The organism is Thioclava litoralis (assembly GCF_045278885.1).
Classification (GTDB): Bacteria; Pseudomonadota; Alphaproteobacteria; order Rhodobacterales; family Rhodobacteraceae; genus Thioclava; species Thioclava litoralis.
Map to the genome: position 1 here is coordinate 166,616 of NZ_CP135444.1, position 20,408 is coordinate 187,023.

At 65.7% G+C, this 20,408-nt stretch carries 8 protein-coding genes; 4 read left to right on the top strand and 4 right to left on the bottom strand.

Annotated features, from left to right (window positions below):
• Positions 1-102 precede the first annotated feature (102 nt).
• Complete coding sequence (locus tag RPE78_RS14440; protein ID WP_406721700.1) at positions 103-11,439, bottom strand: autotransporter-associated beta strand repeat-containing protein; 11,337 nt, start codon at positions 11,437-11,439, stop codon at positions 103-105.
• 336 nt (positions 11,440-11,775) lie between these two features.
• Between RPE78_RS14440 and RPE78_RS14445 the strand changes: the two genes are divergently transcribed.
• From RPE78_RS14445 to RPE78_RS14460, 4 genes are all read left to right on the top strand, one after another.
• Positions 11,776-12,645 (top strand): tetratricopeptide repeat protein, encoded by an 870-nt coding sequence (locus tag RPE78_RS14445; protein ID WP_330647218.1) that lies wholly within the window; start codon positions 11,776-11,778, stop codon positions 12,643-12,645.
• A 147-nt stretch (positions 12,646-12,792) separates the two neighbouring features.
• On the top strand, positions 12,793-13,272 hold the full coding sequence (locus RPE78_RS14450; protein ID WP_330647219.1) for a DUF1036 domain-containing protein: 480 nt from the start codon (positions 12,793-12,795) through the stop codon (positions 13,270-13,272).
• Between the two features lie 61 nt (positions 13,273-13,333).
• The gene (locus RPE78_RS14455; RefSeq protein ID WP_406721701.1) at positions 13,334-14,617 is read left to right on the top strand and encodes a peptidoglycan-binding protein; all 1,284 of its coding nucleotides are present in this window, start codon (positions 13,334-13,336) and stop codon (positions 14,615-14,617) included.
• The gene (locus RPE78_RS14460; protein ID WP_330647220.1) at positions 14,614-16,557 is read left to right on the top strand and encodes a hypothetical protein; all 1,944 of its coding nucleotides are present in this window, start codon (positions 14,614-14,616) and stop codon (positions 16,555-16,557) included. Before RPE78_RS14455 ends, RPE78_RS14460 begins: the two co-directional genes overlap by 4 nt.
• Positions 16,558-16,563: 6 nt before the next feature.
• Here the strand turns inward: RPE78_RS14460 and RPE78_RS14465 are convergent, their stop codons facing one another.
• From RPE78_RS14465 to tssH, 3 genes are all read right to left on the bottom strand, one after another.
• Entirely contained in the window at positions 16,564-17,217 is a 654-nt protein-coding gene (locus RPE78_RS14465) for a hypothetical protein (RefSeq protein ID WP_330647221.1), read from the bottom strand.
• Between the two features lie 92 nt (positions 17,218-17,309).
• Positions 17,310-17,708: a lysozyme inhibitor LprI family protein gene (locus RPE78_RS14470; RefSeq protein ID WP_330647222.1), complete on the bottom strand. Its 399-nt coding sequence runs from the start codon at positions 17,706-17,708 to the stop codon at positions 17,310-17,312.
• Positions 17,695-20,403 carry a type VI secretion system ATPase TssH gene (gene tssH, locus RPE78_RS14475; RefSeq protein ID WP_330647223.1) on the bottom strand — a complete coding sequence of 903 codons (2,709 nt, stop codon included), beginning with the start codon at positions 20,401-20,403 and terminating at the stop codon, positions 17,695-17,697. Before tssH ends, RPE78_RS14470 begins: the two co-directional genes overlap by 14 nt.
• Between the last annotated feature and the right edge of the window lie 5 nt (positions 20,404-20,408).

Below are 20,408 nucleotides of genomic sequence, written 5' to 3' on the forward strand. Positions count from 1 at the left end.
CTTCCAAAGGTGCGACCAGCAAGATAGCCGCGTAAAATCCGTTCCTTTGTAGGGGGTCACCCGATTTGGTCAACCCCCCGCCCCTGTTCCGGCCCGACCGGATCAGAACTGCCAGCGCAGCTGTGCCGTAACCCCCCAGCCGTCAAGCTGATCGGAGAAGCGCCCGTCGAAGCGTGCCGAGGCATCGAACTGCCGCGCCGGAAGCGCCATACCGGGGTTGAGAACCTTGGTATAGTTCAGACCAAAGCTGATCTCGCCGTAATCGGTCAGCAATTCGTTGGTGGCATCCAGACCGGTGCCCGATTTGTTGCCCTCATCATCCAGCACGTAATAGGTCGCCTTCGCGGAGTCACCGAAATCGTGATAATAGGTGCCCGTCGCGAAATAGTTGATCGCTTCGGTGCCCGAGGCAAGGATCTGCCCGCGCGACAGTGTCAGCGAGGTGAAGGCGATCTTGTTGGTGATCGGATCGAATTCCAGCACGCCATCATCGGTGCTATCATCGGGATCGTTCGAGAAGTAGATATCATCCGCCTGCGAACGCGTCCACGAGAAGCCCGCCGAGGGCACGAGGTTCATCCCCGACACAAGGCTGTCAAGCGAGAAGGCATAGCCCACAGAGCCCGACACCGTATAGCCGTGGCTGTCGTAGCTCTGGTCATCCAGCCCCAGCGCCTCGCCATATTCGTTCGCGGTCGCACGGTTCTTGATGTCATAGCTTGTGCGGTCCACCCGCGCCTGCAGATCGGCCACCCAGCGCCCTTTGGACAGGCCGATATATCCGCCGCCATAGATCTGGTTGAAATCGATCTTGTTCTCGCTGGTCTTGATCGCGGTGTTCAGCGTCGCGGTCGAGGTATCGAAGAGATAGACCGGCTGTTCGATCTTGCCGATGTTGAAGCCGCCGATCCCGCCAAAGCTGACATTCCAGCCGCCGATGATATCCTTGAAGCAGCTATGGTCAAAGCCCGCCTGTGCCCCGCCATAGGTCGCCTCGACCTCGTTCTGGAAGGTGCCAAGCGCGGTCTGCGACGCGCCGGTGGCGGTGGCCTTACCCCCAACGAACCGGCCCCAACCGCCAAAGCCGCACAGATCGTCATCTTCTGTCGCAGCGGCCAGACCCGAGATATAGGGGCTGGTCGGACGGTTGATCACCGAGCCCATCAAGGACTGGGTCAGCGCCAGCCCCGAGGCGATCCCGCCGAAGGCAGGGTTGGCACCGGAAATCAGGTTGATGGTGTTCGAGCTGCTGTCATCGGACAGCGCATAAAGCACCGCCCCCGTCTCCGGCAGACCCGAGGTCGTGGCGCTGAAGCCGTTATTGCTGCCATAGGTGAGGATCGCCAGATCGTCGTCAAGCAGGGCGTAATCATCGCCTGCCAGATTGTTGAAGACGATCGTGGCATGGCCGCTCAGCGCGCCCGACACCGCGATCTTATCCGCCGACTGATCCGTCGCACCCAGAGCCGCATCAAGGACGATGGTCCCGTTCAGCGCCGCATCGCCATCAATGCTCAACGTGGTGGTCGTGGTATCATCGGCCAAGGACAGAAGGCTGCCCGACGCATTGCTATAGCTGCCCGAAATCGACGCGCTGCCCGTGACATAGACGGTGGAATAGTTGGTCGTCGCGGCGCTGACCGCCGCATCCTCGGACAGATAAACGGTGCCGAAATTGCGGAAGCTGCCCGCCGAAAGCTGACCGCCTGCCAGCGTCAGGACCGCGTCCTGCGCATCGTCATCCGCCGTGCCGAGGGTGAACTCATCGCCAATGGCCAACGCCCCATCAATGTCGAACTGGCCCAGCCCCGACAGCGATCCGGTGATCGTCGCGCTGTCATCTGCCGCCACCGTCAACACGCCGCCGGTGGCTTGGCTGACATCGCCATCCACAGTCCCCGCAAGCGCCAGAAGCGCCCCGCTGGCATTGGAGACCGTGCCGGTGACCTCGCCCCAAAGCGCGAGCGCCGCACCGGTTTCATTGCTCACATCGCCTGTCAGCGAACCGGTCAGCGACACGGTTCCGGCATTGACGAGATCGCCGTTCATGGCACCGGCCAGTAGCATCTGGGCCCCGGCCTCGTTCTCGACATCCATCGAGAGCGTGCCCCCCGACGCAACCGAAAGCGTGGCATCTGCCGCGTTGGTGAAGACTGCACCTGCGTCAGATAGCAGCGTGCCGCCGGTGATCGACACCGTGGTCGCATTGCTGACGCCTTGCGCGCCCGTCAGGCTGAGCGTTCCAGCCGACAGCACCAGCGCGCTGCTGCTGGTCTGGCTGATCGAAATCACCCCGTCCAGATCGCCCGTCACCTCGACGCTGGCAGCATCGGTGATGGCCAGCGCCCCGTTCAGGCTGCCCGCCAATGCGGTCTGCGAGCGACCACCCGCCGCCAGATCACCCTCAATCACCCCAGAGGTCATCACCAGCGTGGCCGCGTTCTCGACCGCGGCCTCCAGCGTGCCGCCCGCGATCTCCAGCGTGCCGGTATTGGTCAGGCTGCCGCTGGCAACCGCCAGAGTGCCCGCGCTCAGCAGCAGGCTGCTCTCGGTCGTGTTCGTGACATCGGCCACCGACAGATCGGAGAGGATCTCGGCGCTGGCCGTATCGCTCAGGGCCAGAGTGCCCGCGATGGTGCCGGACAGCTGTGCCTGCGCCGCCCCCGACAGCGTCGCGCTGCCAAGGATAGTGCCGGTGGACGTGAAGCTGCCGCCGGTGATCGTGGCATTCCCCGTCACCGTGCCGCTTGTCACGGTCGTGCCCGCGCTGACCAGATCGGCCAGTTGCCCCGCATTGGTCAGGCTGCCGCTGCTGCCCACGCGGGTGGTGCCGGACACGCTGGCGGCTCCGGCCAGCTCCGCGCTGCCGCCGGTGATACCCAGATCGCCCGTGACGCTGCCCGCCGAAAGCGTGGCGCTGCCACCGGTGACCGACAGCGCCGCAATGCTGCCTGCGCTTTGCGTCAGCGTGCCGCCCGCCAGCGTGACCTCGGCCAGAGTACCGCTATTGGCCAGCGTGCCTGCCGTCATTGCCAGATCGGCGCTGACCGCGCCACTATTGACGATCTCGCCGCCCGCATTGGTCAGGCTGCCAGACACATCCAGTGTTCCGGCATTTTCCAGCGTGCCGGTATTGGTCAGGTTGGCAAGGCTCAGGCTGGCCCCGCTGCCGATGCTCAGCGCCCCCGCATTGTCCAGATCGGTCTGCGTCGCCACGACGCTGTCCAGCGCACCGATGACGAAAGTGCCGGTGGCGGTATTCTCGAAGCTGTTGGCGCTGCCATCGCCGATCACGATGGTATCATTGCCGCCTGCGACAGTCTGGATCAGACCGTCATTGACAAGCGCGGTGCCGTTATCGCCCGTATCGGCGGCCAGAACGCCCGACCCGTCATAGGTGATGGTGCCGCTGTTGTTGATCGCGCCCGCATCGGTGACCGTGCCGCCATCGCCAACGGTGATCGTACCGTCATTATTGAGCGTGTTGCCGGTGCCCGAAAGAACGGCCCCCGCGCCCAGCGTGATCTCGCCGCTATTGTTCATCGTGGCCGAGGCCAGTTCTGCCCCTGCGCCCAGATCGATGGTGCCGCTATTGTCGACCACCCCCAGACCGGTGAAGGCCACGGCATCCGCAACAACCAGCGCGCCCGCATTGGTCAGGTCATAGCCTGCGCCCGACACATCGGAGGTCACGGAGATCGTGCCGCCAAGCTGGTTGGTGACATCGTCTTCCAGATCATTGGTCAGCTCGACCATGCCCGCATTGACCAGTGCGCCCTCCAGCACGACATCGCCCAGAACCGAGGCCGTATCGGCCACGATAATGGTCGAGGCCGTGATGCTGATCTGGCCTGTCGAGCCGTCAATCGTGCCGTTATTGGTGAAATCACCGGCCACGCTGACACCGGCCCCCGTGCTGTCGGCGGTCGTGATGGTGCCGTCATTCACCAGATCCCCGCCCACGCTGGTCTGGCCCGAGAGTTGCAGGACAGCCCCGCCCGCGCCGCTATCACCGGCAAGCACAACATCGCCCGCGAAGCTGCCACCATCCGACACCAGCAGCGCCCCGTCCGACACGCTGGTATCGCCGGTCACGCTGCCGCTATTGGTCACACTCCCCGCAAGCAGATCAAGATCGCCGCCAATCGTCCCCGCATTCTCGAGGCTGCCCCCCGACACGGTGGCATCGCCCGCAAGGGTCGCGTTGCTTTCGTTGATCACGCTGCCGCCGGTCTGGGTCAGGGTGCCATTCAGCGCCCCGCTATTGGTCAGCGCGCCCGCAGAGACGGTGATCGCACCGGTCACGCTGCCGCTATTGTCGACCTCGGCATCGGTGCCCGCCAGTGTCAGCCCGCCGGAAATGGCACCGCTCGTGTCAAGACGACCGCCGGTGACCGTCGCCAGACCGCCAATCGTCCCGTCATTGTCGAGGCTGCCCGCCGCAATATCGACCGCTCCGAGGATCTCGCCCGTCGAAAGCGCCGTGCCGCCCGAAAGCTCCAGCGCGGCCAGAATGCCCGCATTGACCAGATCGCCGCCCGATTGCGTCACGCCCCCCGTGAGCCCGCCGGCGAGGTTGGTAAAGCTGCCATTGGTCAGCATGACGCCGCCCGAAATCGTGCCGCTATTTTCGGTGCTGCCGCCATCCTGCGCCAGATTGCCGCTCAGCGTGCCCGCATTGGTGAAGCTGCCCGACGCAAAGCCCAGATCCCCCGCGATGCTGCCCGCAGCCGTCAGCGTCAGCGCGCCCTCTTCCAGCGTCACAGCATTGGTCAGCGCCATGCCCACCGTCACATCCGCCGTGCCGGACACCGCCAATGCACCGGCCAGCGTGCCGCCCGAAAGCGTCGCCTCTCCGGCACTGGCCACAAGCCCGTCGGCCACGCCGCCCGACAGCGTGACGCTGCCGCCCTCCTGCGTGATCACACCCGACTGCCCCGAGAGATCCAGCGTGCCGCCGGAAAGCGCGATGCTGCCCACCGTGCCGTCAATATCGACCTCGCCGCCGGTGATCACCCCCGCAGCGCCTGTGCCCGCAAGCGACAGACGCCCGTCGCTCACCGTCCAGTCGCCAAGGCTGCCGGTGCTGGTGGCCGTCCCGCCCGCAACGATCAACCCGCTTGTGATCGTGCCGCTATTGACCAGCGTTCCGGTGCTGGTCAGGGCGGTGGTGGTGGTCAATGTCCCGCTATTGGTCAGGCTGCCGCTTGAGGTAAGCCCCGCCAGCACGAGGCTGGCATCCTGCCCGACGATGATATTGCCCGCGCTATCGACCGTCGTGGCCTGCCCGTTCAGGCTCTGGCCGTCCTCGACTGTCAGACGACTGCCCGAGGACAGCGTCAGCGAGGCGCTGCTGCCCAGCGAGGCCGCCGCCCCCGAGACCGTCAGAGCGGCCCCCGATCCCAGCACGAAACTGTCCGAGATATCCAGCACCGAACCGGAATTCAGCGTGAGGGTCCCGCTGCCTGCAAACCGCTGCGCCGCAAGGCTGGCCGTGTCGGCCAGAACCAGATCGCCCTCGTTCTGGAACAGGTCCAGATTGCCCAGCCCGAAACCTTCCGCGATGGCGAATGTGCCGCTGTTGGTGACATCGAACCCGGCCCCATCGACATTGGCCGTCACCGAAACCTGACCGCCCGTCTGGTTGACCAGATTGTTTTTCAGATCCTGACCAAGTTCGACCAGACCGGCATTGGTGACCGTGCCGTCATAGGTGACATCGCCGGTCACGCTGAAGCCCGCCAGAATCTGGATCTCGCCCGCCGTAATGATCAGGCTGCTGGCCGAGGCATCGATATCACCACCGGCATAGAAACTGCCCGAGGTCAGCGTCAGCAGGACCGGCGTGCTGCCGGAGGTGGTCAGCGTGCCGGTATTGGTGAAATCGCCATCCACATTGACCGACCCGCTCAGCACGACAGTGCCAGCATTGTCGATCCCGCCCGAAACATCGGCCTCCGACAGCGTCAGCGTGCCGCCCAGCAGCACCGCCACCGAGCCGTCAAGCATGCTGGTCACCGTCAGGTCACCGCCTGCGCGCAGCGTCACATCGCCAGTGATCGTGCCTGCACCGGTGACCGTCGCGTCGCTGATATCGAGATCCGCGCGGATGGCGCCGTTATTGGTCAGGCTGCCGCCGGTCAGCGTCAGATCGCCCGAGATCACGCCCTCATTGACAACACTGCCTGCCAGAAGCGACAGGGCCGATGTCAGGGTGCCGCTGGCGCTATTGGTCAGCGTTCCCCCGCTGACAATCGCCGTGGCCAGAGTGCCGCTATTGATCACGCTGCCGGTCTCGCTCAGGCGCAGAGTGCCAATCGCCCCGCCAAGGTCATTGGTCAGCGCCCCCGCCTGCACCAAGGCCTCGGTCAGGGTGCCACTATTGCCCAGCGTGCCGCCCGTCATCTCGACCGAGGCCAGCGAACCCGCATTCGTCACAAGCCCCGTGCCGGAGACCGTCAACGCCCCCGTCACCTGAGCGCTTGCATGATTGACCAGCGTGCCGGCAGAAATATCCAGTCCGGCCAGCGCGCCATCATTGGTAAAGGTGCCGCCCTCCACCGTCACCAGACCGGTGATGGTATCGGTATTGTTCACCATGCCGGAAGCAAGCGTCACGCTGCCGCTGACACGACCGTTATTCTCAAGCGTACCGCCCTCAACCGTGGTCGCGCCCGACAGCTCGCCGCTATTGTCCAGCGTCCCGTCCGAGAGTAGCACATCCCCTGACAGGAGGCCACTATTCAGCAGGCTGCCGCCCGTAACCGTCGCCGTCCCCAACGTGCCGGTTGTGGTCACGGTGCCAGCGCTCAGGCTCAGCGCGGCCAGCGCGCCCGCATTCGTGACCACGGCCCCGCCAGAAACCGCCAGCACGCCCGCGATCGCACCCTCTGCGTCATTCTCCAACTGCCCGCCCGAAAGGCCGACCGCACCGGTAATGGTGCCGCTGTTCACAAAACTGCCCGCGCTCTGCACCAGCCCCGAGATCTCGCCCGCATTGCTGCCCGATCCCGCCAGCGTGATCTGCCCCGCAGAGCCGCCAGTCAGCACATCCATCTGCGCACTGGCGGCCACATCGACATCCCCAACACTGCCCGCCACCGTCAGCGTGCCGCCGCTGACCTCCGTCGATCCGCTATACTCCGAGACCCCCGACAGCGTCAGATCGCCGGTCGAGACCAGCGACAGCGCGCCCGAAAGCGTCCCGCTGAACGTGCCATCGGCCAGCGTCAGAACCGCCGCCGACGTGCTGCTGACCTCGCCCGCGCCCTGCAGATCCGCCAGCGTCAGCGCCTGACCGTCCAGATCGAGCACCGCGCCGCTTTGCACCTCGGTCGAGGACAGCGCCGCCAGAAGATCCGCCGCCTCCTGATCCACCAGCCGCAGGCTGCCAGAGGTCAGCGTCAGCGTCGATCCGCTGTCGATCACCCCCGCCGTCATATCCAGCGCCAGCCCGTCGCTGCTGCCCAGAGACAGCGCCCCCGACAGATCCAGCGCCCCCGACAGCCGCGTCTCGCCGCTGCCCGTGGCCATGATCGCGCCCGCGCCCGTCACCGAGACCCCCGCCGACAGCGCCGCCGCGCTGGTCGACAGCGTGCCCGAAGACAGCGTCACAAGGCCCGAGAGATCATCGGCAATCGACAGATCGGCATTGATCAGGGCCAGAGTCCCCGCAAAGCCCGACAGATCGCCGCTCAGGCTGTTGCCCGTGCTGCCCGCAACCGACAGGACCGCCGCAGACGTGCCCTCCACCGTGCCCGAGAACCCGACCGAGCCCAGCGTCAGATCCGCATCGCCAAGCCCCAGAGCCCCCGTGCCCGACAGCGACGCCACCGTCTCGTCGCCCGACAGCGTCCAGCCGCCATCCAGCACCACCGAGGCCTCGGCCTCCAGCGCCCCGCCTGCGGTCGCAAGCTGCCCCGAACCGCCCACCTCGACCGACCGGCTGGCCAGAGACCCCGTCCCGGTCACCGTCAGCGTGCCGCCGCTGACCTCCGTCGATCCGCTATACTCCGAGACCCCCGACAGCGTCAGATCGCCGGTCGAGACCAGCGACAGCGCGCCCGAAAGCGCCCCGCTGAACGTGCCATCGGCCAGCGTCAGAACCGCCGCCGACGTGCTGCTCACCTCGCCCGCGCCCTGCAGATCCGCCAGCGTCAGCGCCTGACCGTCCAGATCGAGCACCGCGCCGCTTTGCACCTCGGTCGAGGACAGCGCCGCCAGAAGATCCGCCGCCTCCTGATCCACCAGCCGCAGGCTGCCAGAGGTCAGCGTCAGCGTCGATCCGCTGTCGATCACCCCCGCCGTCATATCCAGCGCCAGCCCGTCGCTGCTGCCCAGAGACAGCGCCCCCGACAGATCCAGCGCCCCCGACAGCCGCGTCTCGCCGCTGCCCGTGGCCATGATCGCGCCCGCACCCGTCACCGAGACCCCCGCCGACAGCGCCGCCGCGCTGGTCGACAGCGTGCCCGAAGACAGCGTCACAAGGCCCGAGAGATCATCGGCAATCGACAGGTCCGCATTGCTCAGGGCCAGAGTCCCCGCAAAGCCCGACAGATCGCCGCTCAGGCTGTTGTCCGTGCTGCCCGCAACCGACAGGACCGCCGCAGACGTGCCCTCCACCGTGCCCGAGAACCCGACCGAGCCCAGCGTCAGATCCGCATCGCCAAGCCCCAGAGCCCCCGTGCCCGACAGCGACGCCACCGTCTCGTCGCCCGACAGCGTCCAGCCGCCATCCAGCACCACCGAGGCCTCGGCCTCCAGCGCCCCGCCTGCGGTCGCAAGCTGCCCCGAACCGCCCACCTCGACCGACCGGCTGGCCAGAGACCCCGTCCCGGTCACCGTCAGCGTGCCGCCGCTGACCTCCGTCGATCCGCTATACTCCGAGACCCCCGACAGCGTCAGATCGCCGGTCGAGACCAGCGACAGCGCGCCCGAAAGCGCCCCGCTGAACGTGCCATCGGCCAGCGTCAGAACCGCCGCCGACGTGCTGCTCACCTCGCCCGCGCCCTGCAGATCCGCCAGCGTCAGCGCCTGACCGTCCAGATCGAGCACCGCGCCGCTTTGCACCTCGGTCGAGGACAGCGCCGCCAGAAGATCCGCCGCCTCCTGATCCACCAGCCGCAGGCTGCCAGAGGTCAGCGTCAGCGTCGATCCGCTGTCGATCACCCCCGCCGTCATATCCAGCGCCAGCCCGTCGCTGCTGCCCAGAGACAGCGCCCCCGACAGATCCAGCGCCCCCGACAGCCGCGTCTCGCCGCTGCCCGTGGCCATGATCGCGCCCGCGCCCGTCACCGAGACCCCCGCCGACAGCGCCGCCGCGCTGGTCGACAGCGTGCCCGAAGACAGCGTCACAAGGCCCGAGAGATCATCGGCAATCGACAGATCCGCATTGCTCAGGGCCAGAGTCCCCGCAAAGCCCGACAGATCGCCGCTCAGGCTGTTGCCCGTGCTGCCCGCAACCGACAGGACCGCCGCAGACGTGCCCTCCACCGTGCCCGAGAACCCGACCGAGCCCAGCGTCAGATCCGCATCGCCAAGCCCCAGAGCCCCCGTGCCCGACAGCGACGCCACCGTCTCGTCGCCCGACAGCGTCCAGCCGCCATCCAGCACCACCGAGGCCTCGGCCTCCAGCGCCCCGCCTGCGGTCGCAAGCTGCCCCGAACCGCCCACCTCGACCGACCGGCTGGCCAGAGACCCCGTCCCGGTCACCGTCAGCGTGCCGCCGCTGACCTCCGTCGATCCGCTATACTCCGAGACCCCCGACAGCGTCAGATCGCCGGTCGAGACCAGCGACAGCGCGCCCGAAAGCGCCCCGCTGAACGTGCCATCGGCCAGCGTCAGAACCGCCGCCGACGTGCTGCTCACCTCGCCCGCGCCCTGCAGATCCGCCAGCGTCAGCGCCTGACCGTCCAGATCGAGCACCGCGCCGCTTTGCACCTCGGTCGAGGACAGCGCCGCCAGAAGATCCGCCGCCTCCTGATCCACCAGCCGCAGGCTGCCAGAGGTCAGCGTCAGCGTCGATCCGCTGTCGATCACCCCCGCCGTCATATCCAGCGCCAGCCCGTCGCTGCTGCCCAGAGACAGCGCCCCCGACAGATCCAGCGCCCCCGACAGCCGCGTCTCGCCGCTGCCCGTGGCCATGATCGCGCCCGCGCCCGTCACCGAGACCCCCGCCGACAGCGCCGCCGCGCTGGTCGACAGCGTGCCCGAAGACAGCGTCACAAGGCCCGAGAGATCATCGGCAATCGACAGGTCCGCATTGCTCAGGGCCAGAGTGCCCGCAAAGCCCGACAGATCGCCGCCCAGGCTGTTGCCCGTGCTGCCCGCAACCGACAGGACCGCCGCAGACGTGCCCTCCACCGTGCCCGAGAACCCGACCGAGCCCAGCGTCAGATCCGCATCGCCAAGCCCCAGAGCCCCCGTGCCCGACAGCGACGCCACCGTCTCGTCGCCCGACAGCGTCCAGCCGCCATCCAGCACCACCGAGGCCTCGGCCTCCAGCGCCCCGCCTGCGGTCGCAAGCTGCCCCGAACCGCCCACCTCGACCGACCGGCTGGCCAGAGACCCCGTCCCGGTCACCGTCAGCGTGCCGCCGCTGACCTCCGTCGATCCGCTATACTCCGAGACCCCCGACAGCGTCAGATCCGCGCCAGCGACGATCAAAGACCCGGTGCCCGAGATCACCCCGCCATAAGTGGTGGGAAAGGGTGTCATCCCGCTCGCCACGGTCAGGTCATCATTGAGCGTGACCGTGCTGCCCGCGACACCACTGAGCCCGCCGACGGTCTCGGCGGTCTCGACGATCAACGCCGTGCCCGCGCTCTCCAGCGACACCACCCCATAATCGCTCAGGGCCGAGCCGCCGATTACCTCAAGGGTGCCCGATTGCACCGACGTGTCGCCCAACTGGGTGTTGAGGCCCGTAAACACCACGGTATTGCCATCACCTGCGTCCACGCTCAGGTTGCCTGCGCCGGAGAAATTCGCCGCGATGGTGGTCAGCGGGGCCGCGTTGGTGATCTCGGTATCGGCGGCCAGAAGGAAATCCACGCCCGTCAGATCGGGACTGGTCGGGCCGAGGAAGTTCAACGCAGCAGGATCGCCGCTATCTGTTGCCACAAGCATGATGCCGCCATCGCTGAGCGTGTAGGGCGTGGTGCTGTCAAAGGTCATCCCGCTGAGCGACCAGCTTTGCCCGTCGAGGTCGACCTGCCGGGTCGTTGCGACATCGCTGAAGGTGACCGTATCGTGATTTGCGACATCCGATCCCGGCGTCGCGGCGAGATCCCAGTTGGCATCCGCGCTCCACTGGCCATCAGAGCCGGTCCAGATATAGCTATCCGCCCAGACCTGACCCGCGCCGACCATCATTGCCAAGGCCAGAGCCGTGGTGCGCAGGAGAAGGGCAATCCGTTTGCCGCGCGGGGGGCGGGCCACTGCTGCAAAATCGTTACGCTTGAACTTTGTAACAATGAAATGACGAATTACCACACCAGCCCCCAAAGAATATCGAGATAGAAAGCGATCAGAAAAGAAAGTTATCCTCTCTTATTAATGATCGACCGTGTACGGCAAGCCCCAAGTTCTAATAAATGCTGAATATCTCTGCCTGTGAGATAAATCGTGTCCGGTTATACCGCCTCGACCCGGCGCGCGTCCCGAAAGTCGGGATGCGAATTGCCGCAAGAAGCTGTTTTACGGGCTTGCATGAACGGGCCTGTCGCTCTAGCGATGGGCCAATCATCATTAGACCTATTTAATCAGGATCAGATCATGCGCTTGTCCCCTATTGTTCTTCTTTCGCTTTGCGCCCTGCCCCTGTCGCTTCCGGCAACATCCATTCCGGCGCTGGCCCAGCAAACCCAGACCGCCCCGACAGATGACCCTCTTGCACCGGCAGTGGCCGCGCTTGACAAGGGCGATGTGAAAGCGGCCGCGAAAGGGTTCGAAGACGCGTGGAATGCCGGCAATGCCGATGCAGGGTTCTATCTGGGCCGGTTCTACGAATTGGGTCTGGGCACCGCCAAGAACCCCGCCCGCGCGACCGAATTCTATCGCGCCGCTGCCGAGAAGGGGTCCGCCGAGGCCCAGAACCGTCTGGGCCTGATGTATCTCGACGGGCGCGGCGTGGTGCGCGATTACAAAGAGGGCGCAAGGCTGGTCTGCGCGGCCGCCGACCAAGGCGATGCGAATGGCGCGTTCAATTGCGGTGTCGTCTATATGAACGGGCGCGGCATGGCCAAGGATGAGGCCAAAGCCGTGGCAGAATGGACCAAAGCCGCCGATCAGGGCCATATCGCGGCCCGCAACCTTCTGGGCCTTGCGCTGAAAAACGGCACCGGCATCAAGGCCGATCCCGCCAAGGCCGTGGCGCTGTTCCAGAAGACCGCCGATCAGGGCAATGCGCTGGGGCTGTACGAGATGGCGCTGGCCTATCAGAGCGGCACCGGCATCACCGAAGATCTGGGCGAGGCCTATGTCTACGCCAATCTGGCAGCCGCACGGAACCATCCCGACGCAGCGAAGCTGCGTGACCAGCTGGAAGAAAAGCTCTCGGCAGAAGATCTTGCCAAGGCGCAGGAAGAGGCCCGCACCAAGATGGACGCCCTGCGCGCAGGCACCGCGGCCAAAGCCAATCCCTGAGCCGCGCGCCAGATCAGGAAAACACATGGGCTTGCCACAGGCCCATGTGCTATGCTTTGGGATATGATGACCCCCGGAGGCCGTGACGTGAAAGCCCGTGCTTTCCCTTCCCGCGCCTGCGCCGCGACTGCCCGCATGGAGTGCGACATGACCGCCGCCGCGATACAGCAGCCCCGCTTCCGCTTGCGCCCTTGCGCGGGCAGTTGGCTGGTGGCAGGGCTTCTGGCGGGCGCAATCGGGGGGCTTGCCGCGGACAGGAGCGCGGCACAGACCGAACCGGCGGGCTTCCGGCTGTGCAATGAAACACTGGATGTCTTCAGCGCGGCATTCGGCCAGTCCCGCGACGATCTCTTTGAAACGAAAGGCTGGTGGGTGATCGGGCCGGGCCAATGCGCGCAGCTGACCGACCAGCCGTTACAAGCGCGGTTTGTCTATGTGCTGGCCACCGACCCGTTCGGAAAGGTGCTGGTCGAGGGAGCCACCCCGATGTGCGCCGCACCGCAACAATTCGATATCCGCGGTGAGAGCGACTGCCTTGCACGGGGCTATCTCGAAGCGCGCTATCTGGAAGTCGATACGAAAGAGGAAAGAGGCTTTACGCTCTCTGTCTATCCCGATGCGCCGTAATCACCCTATCGACACGCCCCCCAAGAAAGAAGCGGCGCGCAGGCTGCCGGACGGCCCCAGCTTGGTTATGACATGCCTGGGGGTGGGCTTGGCTTCGGGCTTCGGCCTTGGTGCAGGGCAGGCAATGGCACAGGACGCCCCCGCCGAAATCTGGGATGCGCTGGTGGTCGACCTGACGCAAAACGGGGCGGGCCTGCCCCAGAGTGCCGCGAAGGCCCTGACCACTGCCGGTGCCACCCGCACAACCGTGGCCCGCGCGCCGGATCAGACGGCAATCGCCACAGCGCTGGGGCAGGCGCATCAGGCAGGGCGCGGAATGGTGGTGGCAGTCTATGGCGATATGGCACAGAGCGGCGCGCGGCTGACCGAAAGCGCCCTGCGCAACCTGATCATCCAGAGTGGCCTGTCACAGACCGTGCTGCTGAGCGGTAATTGTGCGCAGGCCTCCGGTGCCCCTGCCGCTCCGCGCACCCTGCCACGATCGGACCGGATCCGGCTGATTGCCAGCGCCGCGCCGGGCGAGACCTGCCCCGACGGCGGAGACCGGCTGTTTGCGCGGCTGCAACAGGCCGGTGATCTGGCCTCCGCACAACCGGTTTCGGCCTATTTCGCGGGTTTCTGGAGCGATGCGGCCAACGATGCGCCGGATCTGATGCTGACACCGGTTGCCCAAACGGCCCCTGCCACGGTGCAGATCTCGGCTCCGGCCCCCGAGGACAGCAGCGCCGCCCCCCTGCCCGCCGCATTCCGTTACGCCCCCCCGCAAGGCGCGGATCTGACGCAGGTGCCCGACGAGACACTGGCCGCCATTCCGACCGCAAAAGGTCTGCCCCAGCCTTCGGTCATTCTGGGGCTGATCGGCCCTGCCTTCCTGACACCCACGCCCGAAGATGGCACCCAAGCGCGGGATCTCGCCAGCCGGATCGCCCTGCGTCAGGACAATCCCGAAACCTATCGGGCGCTGGTTAATGAAGGTGCCTTCGACCCGCCTGCCGCACAGATGGCCCGCGCGATCCAAACCGAACTCGCACGCATGGGCTGTTACCGTCAAAGCATCGATGGCAAATGGGGTGCGGGCTCGCGCGCGGCCGTGCGCGGCTATTTCAACGAGCGTGACGACACAAGCGAAGCCGTCACCGAAGACGCCGCAGCCGCCCTCTATCGCCAGATCATTCTGGCCCCCGATGTGGCCTGCCCCGCGCCGAAAACCGTCGTCAGGGAAGAGACACCGCGCACATCGCCTGTCCGCCAAACGCCCCAGCGCACCGCGCCCCCGCCTGCCGCGCCGAAAGAAGATACACCCGTCATCAAGAAGCTGCGGCTGATGAACGGGGTGTACAAATGAGCCCTAAAGACGGGATCGACCCCGCGTTCCGTGCCGCAAATGCGCGCGCGCGCGCGCGCCGGCGCGCACGGATTGCACGGCGTCTGCTCCTTGGCGCAGCCGCTCTGGCGCTTGGAGCCGGTGCGCTGGCATGGTGGTGGCAGCCTTCCCCCGAGACGCGCCAGACTGCACCCCTTGAGGGGCCCGCACCCCCCCGCACCCTTACGGCACAAACGGGCGCGATTTCGGAAGATCAGGATCTGGCGATGGTCGAAGACCCGCCCGCCCCGCCTGACACAGCCACCAAACCCGACCCGTTCGTGGCGCTGTTGAACCTGCCACGCGATCCGCTGATGCTATGGCTGCCGCAACCCGATGCGCAGACCGAGCGCTCCCTTGCCACGCGGGCCGAGGACGGCCTGCCAGCCGCGCGGCTGCAAGGAAGCTTGGCGCTGCATCTGTCGCAGGCGCGGCTGGCAGTCGATAGTGACCGGCTCCAGCTCAACCCGCCCTCCAGCCCCGAAGATTTCGCCCTGTATCAGGCCCGTCGCAATCGTGCGCTGGCCCAAAGACGCTCTGCCCCCTTCCGGCCCGCCGCCAACCGTTTGGCCATCATTGCCCGTCCGCAGGCCCAACGCCGCGCGCTGTTTCAGGACCAGATCCTGCTGGCACGGCGCGAGGCATCGGGGGCGGGTTTGCTGGAACAGGCGGGGTTTTCGCGGGCCGGTGCACAGGCCGTCATGCGCCAGCTTGCACCGCTCTCCACCGCACGGACAGACGCAGCGCCCGACACAGGGAGCGACGCAAATACCGGCGCAAAGACATCTGCGCTGGCGGCAAAATCGGTCATGGCGCTGCGGCTGGAACCTTCGACAGCCACAACCAAGGCCAACCAGCTTCGGCAGGTCTCGCTTTATGGCCCCGAAGGGTATCGCGGCAGTCTGGCACAGGTCGGGTCTGGCAGATGGGTCCGCGCGGCCAATCCGTGGGACGGCATGGAGCTGCCCGCACGCGCGGCCAAAGCCTTCCGCACGGAAAACGCCCCGCCGCTTTTGCTGGATGCGCTTTACACAACCGCATTGCAAAGCGGCTTGTCCCAAAGCGTGGCGGGCAATCTGGTGGCCATGGTGGCGCAGCGCTTCAGTCTGGACAGGCGCGCCCAGCCCGAGGAGAAGATCACACTGCTAAGGGTGACGGGTGCGGCAGAACAGGGGGGCGCGCTGGGGCAGATCCTTTATGTCGGGCTGCCCGCCGAAACCGCCGGCCACGCGCCGCGCCAGTGCTATGTTGTCGAAGAGGCGGGCGAATGGGCCTGTGCCGGTGCCGCCACCCCCTTGGCAAACGGGGCCCTGCCGCCTGCCGGAACGGCCCCGTCCGCAAGCGGCCCTGCGGACGAGGATGATCAGGCGATCCGGACCCTGATCGCCCGCATCATCCATGTCGAAAGCGGCGGGCAGGCCAATGCGCGCAATCCGCGGTCCAGCGCGCTTGGTCCGGGGCAGTTCATCATCTCGACATGGCTGCGGATGATTTCGCAATATCACCCCGAACTGATGCAAACCCTGACCCGCGACGAGGTGCTGGCGCTGCGCACCGATCCGGTTCTGTCCGTCGAGATGGTCTATGCCCTGACCCGCGAGAACCGCCGTTATCTGGCTGCAAACGGCATTCCGATCACAGCGGGACGGCTGTATCTGGCGCATTTTCTGGGGCCGCAGGGCGCGGTACAGGCGCTGCGGGCCGATCCCGATGCGCTGGTGAGTACGGTGATGGGGGCGAATGTCGTGTCGGCCAACCCGTTCCTGACAGGGCGCAGCATAGCCGACCTGCAGATCTGGGCAGAACGCAAGGTTGGCGGAAAAAGCACGGCATCGCTGCCGCTGGCCAGCACACAAAGCCCCGCCACCCGCGCCTATCGCCGCGCCATCGACACGATACTGGCGCGGGCAGACGCGGGCTGAGCGACCTCAGGCCGCGACCTTGGCGGCCTTCATCGCCTTTTCCATGAAGGTCTTACGGCGTTGGAAACGGTCTTGCGGCACGCCCAGCCAGTTCATCCGTTTCACGATCTCCGCCCCGAACGCCGCCAGATCGTTAGCAGCCACATGCTTTTGCAGGAATTTGCGTGATCTGGGATCATAATCCCCGCGGAATTTCAGATCGACCAGCATCTCCTTGATGGCCCCATGCAGCTTGCCCCAATTAACCGCGCCATAGGTGGCGACCGTGTCGGCCTTGCTACAGATGCGCATCACAACAGCTTCTGTCTCGGCATAGCTGATATCAAACAGAACCTTCTGGCCCTGCTGGGAAATCTCGAATTTCTCCAGCTTGTTATCGGTGATGAATTTCTCGGCCTGCGCGCCCGATTTTCCCGCAGCCCCCGCGATAAGCGTGGCGTTTTCGGTGCTGACACCTGCGCGCTTGAGATCGGCCATGATCTTCGTTTTGGTCTTTTCTTTCATGTCATAGCCGCGCCCGATCGTAAGGCCCGACGCACTGCTGGGCACATGCAGCCTGCGCGAATGGTAATAGCCCCCCTCGGTGCCTTCGGAATTCCATGTCAGCGACCCTTTGGTCGGCGCGATCTGCACATTGGAAAGCGGTTGAACATCAGCCATAAAGAAATCCTTGTTTGTAAAGTAAAAGGGGAAAAGACGCCCCGCGCGCCGGAGGAAGATCCCCACCCCTATCACGCGCGCAGCGCATCACATCAGGGCGCCTCGACCATATCGGTCAGGAAGGCCGTGCGTGCCTCGGTCATCTTGATGCGGCAAGAGGCCACAAACACACCATAGCCCGAGCCACCGCGCGAATAGTAATTTTCCAGCGCACATTGCTGGTCACGATAGGCCAGCCAGCCGGGTTCGGCGACTTCCAGCATTGCCGCCAGTCCCGGCTCCTCGGCATTGTTGTTTTCCAGTGCCTTCGTATAGGCCGCCTGCAGCTTGGCCTCGGCCTCGGTCAGGGCTTTGTCATAGCACTGGTTCATCTCGACCTGCGTCTTGGCGCTGGCACAGACTTCATCGACATCGGCATGCGCCGCGACCGGCCCCATGAGCGGCAGCGCCAGAAGCGCCGTCATCATCAGCCAAGAACTAGACAATTTCATATGCAAAGGCTCCGTCTTTCATCGCGATGGTCACGCGGGAAATATCCTCGCCCGAGACCATCCGGCGCAGCACCTCGCGCGAGAGTTCGGGCAAAATCGTGTTGGTGATGATATTGTCGATCATCCGCCCGCCCGAATCCGGGTCACGGCATTCCGAGACAATATGCGCGATCACGTCACCGGTATAGGACAGCTCTGCATCATGGGCGGATTTCAGCCGTTTTTCAACCGCTTGCAGCTTGAGCTTGGTGATGCCACCCAGCACCTCCTGCGAGAGCGGCAGATAGGGGATGGTCACGATGCGGCCCAGAAGCGCAGGCGGGAAGACCGTCAGCTGATGCGGGCGCAGGGCCTCGGTGACCTGATCGAGGTCAGGGATTTTGCGCCCCTCATCGGCCATCTCCATGATCACCTCGGTGCCGACATTCGAGGTCAGCAGGATCAGCGTATTGCGGAAATTGATCGCGCGGCCATTGCCGTCTTCCATCACGCCCTTGTCGAACACTTGGAAGAACAGCTCATGCACATCGGGGTGGGCCTTCTCGATCTCGTCAAGCAGCACCACCGAATAGGGCTTGCGGCGCACGGCCTCCGTCAGCCGGCCACCCTCGCCATAGCCCACATATCCGGGAGGCGCGCCTTTCAGCAGGCTGACCGTATGGGCCTCCTGAAATTCGGACATATTGATGGTGATCATGTTCTGCGCGCCACCGTAAAGCGCCTCGGCCAGCGCCACGGCGGTTTCGGTTTTACCGACCCCCGAGGGGCCTGCCAACATGAAGACCCCCAGCGGTTTTTCGGGGTTGGCAAGCCCTGCCCGCGCGGTCTCGATCCGGCGCGCGATGGCCCCCAAAGCGTGGTCCTGCCCGATCACGCGGTCCTTCAGCGTGTCCTGCAGCGTCAGCACGGCCTCCAGCTGGTCTCGCACCATGCGCCCCGTCGGGATGCCCGTCCAGTCAGAGACCACCTGCGCCACGGTCTGCGCATCGACATGGGCAAAGACCATGCGGTTTTCGGGGTCTTCGGCCTCAAGCTCGGCCAGCTGCGCCAGCATATCGGCCCGCAGTTGGGCGGGGTCGTCCTGTACCTGCAGCGCATCCGTTTCAGGGGCCGGCCCCTCCGCCGCTTCGGCGGGTTCCAGAACCGGCTCGGGCGCGGGTGCGCCTTCCGCAATCTTCGCCCGTAGCGCAATGATCTGGTCCACAAGCTTCTTCTGCGTGGCAAAACGCGCCTCTAGCGTGGCAAGGCTTGCCTCGGCCTCGGCACGTTCGGCCTGCGCCTCGGCAATGCGGGCCGAGCCATCCTCGCCCAGATCACCCGAGGCCTCTTTCGCGCCGATCTCGGTGTCCAGCGCGCGGATCTTGGCCTGAAGATCGGCAATACGCGCAGGCGTCGAGGCCTGCGAGACGGCCACCCGCGCACAGGCGGTATCCAGAAGCGACACGGCTTTATCGGGCAGCTGGCGCGCAGGGATATAGCGCTGCGACAGTTCAACCGCGGCCACCACCGCCTCGTCGGAAATACGCACGCCATGATGGCTTTCCATCGGTGCCAGCACGCCGCGCAACATGGTGCAGCAGGTGGCGACGTCGGGCTCGTCCACCGTCACCGGCTGGAAGCGGCGGGTCAGCGCGGGGTCTTTCTCGAAATACTGGCGGTATTCGGCCCAAGTGGTGGCGGCAATCGTGCGCAGGGTGCCGCGCGCCAGCGCCGGTTTCAGCAGGTTGGCGGCATCGCCGGTGCCCGCCTGACCGCCTGCGCCGATCAGCGTATGGGCCTCGTCGATAAAGAGGATGATCGGCACGGGCGAGGCCTGCACCTCGTCGATCACCGCCTTCAGGCGCTGCTCGAATTCGCCCTTCATCGAGGCGCCTGCCTGCATCGCCTGAATATCCAGCATGTAAAGCCGCGTGCCCTTCAGCGCGGGCGGCACCTCGCCGCGTGCCAGTGCCTGCGCGAAACCTTCCACCACGGCGGTCTTGCCCACACCGGCCTCGCCGGTCAGGATCGGGTTGTTCTGGCGGCGGCGCAACAGCGCATCGGTGATCTGGCGGATCTCGTCATCGCGGCCCACCACCGGATCAAGACGCCCCGCTTCCGCCTCTGCCGTCAGATCCTGCGCAAAACGCCCCAAAGCCGTCTGCCCCTTGCCCGAGGCGGTCGAGGCTGCATCGCCGCCTGCCACCAGCCCCGAGCCGTCCATCGGGCGCATGTCCTCTTCATCCGAACCGGCCCAGAGGCTGCGCGCCTCGGAAGCCACCTGCTCGGGCGGGATCTGCGCAAAGACCGACGACAGCGAGATCAACTGCCGTTTCAGCGTGGGGTCCGACAAAAGGGCCACCAGCACATGGCCGGTGCGGATCTGCGCCTCGGCGAAAAACAGCGTCGCATAGGTCCAGGCATGGTTCAGCGCATCGGCCAGAAATTCCGAAATCCCCGGAATGGTGGTCACATTGCGGTCCATCTCGGACAGGATACGGTCGAGGTCCTTCAGCGCGCGCCCACGATCCAGCCCCAAACCCGTCAGCGTCAGGGACAGATCGCTTTGCTGGTTGGACAGCGAGGCAAAGACCCAATGTGCCAGATCGACATGGCGATGCCCTTCCGAACGCGCCTGCCGCATCCCTTGCAAGAAGGCATCATAGCCCACGCGGTTCATCTTGCCGGCATAGGTTTCAATGGTGATTTCTGTCATCAAAA

What these genes read in the sequence shown, in the direction of transcription:
- RPE78_RS14450 (WP_330647219.1), top strand. Translation starts at nt 12,793, where the DNA reads ATGACCGCCGCCGCGATACAGCAGCCCCGCTTCCGCTTGCGCCCTTGC.
- tssH (WP_330647223.1), bottom strand. Translation starts at nt 20,403, where the DNA reads ATGACAGAAATCACCATTGAAACCTATGCCGGCAAGATGAACCGCGTG.
- RPE78_RS14470 (WP_330647222.1), bottom strand. Translation starts at nt 17,708, where the DNA reads ATGAAATTGTCTAGTTCTTGGCTGATGATGACGGCGCTTCTGGCGCTG.
- RPE78_RS14460 (WP_330647220.1), top strand. Translation starts at nt 14,614, where the DNA reads ATGAGCCCTAAAGACGGGATCGACCCCGCGTTCCGTGCCGCAAATGCG.
- RPE78_RS14465 (WP_330647221.1), bottom strand. Translation starts at nt 17,217, where the DNA reads ATGGCTGATGTTCAACCGCTTTCCAATGTGCAGATCGCGCCGACCAAA.
- RPE78_RS14445 (WP_330647218.1), top strand. Translation starts at nt 11,776, where the DNA reads ATGCGCTTGTCCCCTATTGTTCTTCTTTCGCTTTGCGCCCTGCCCCTG.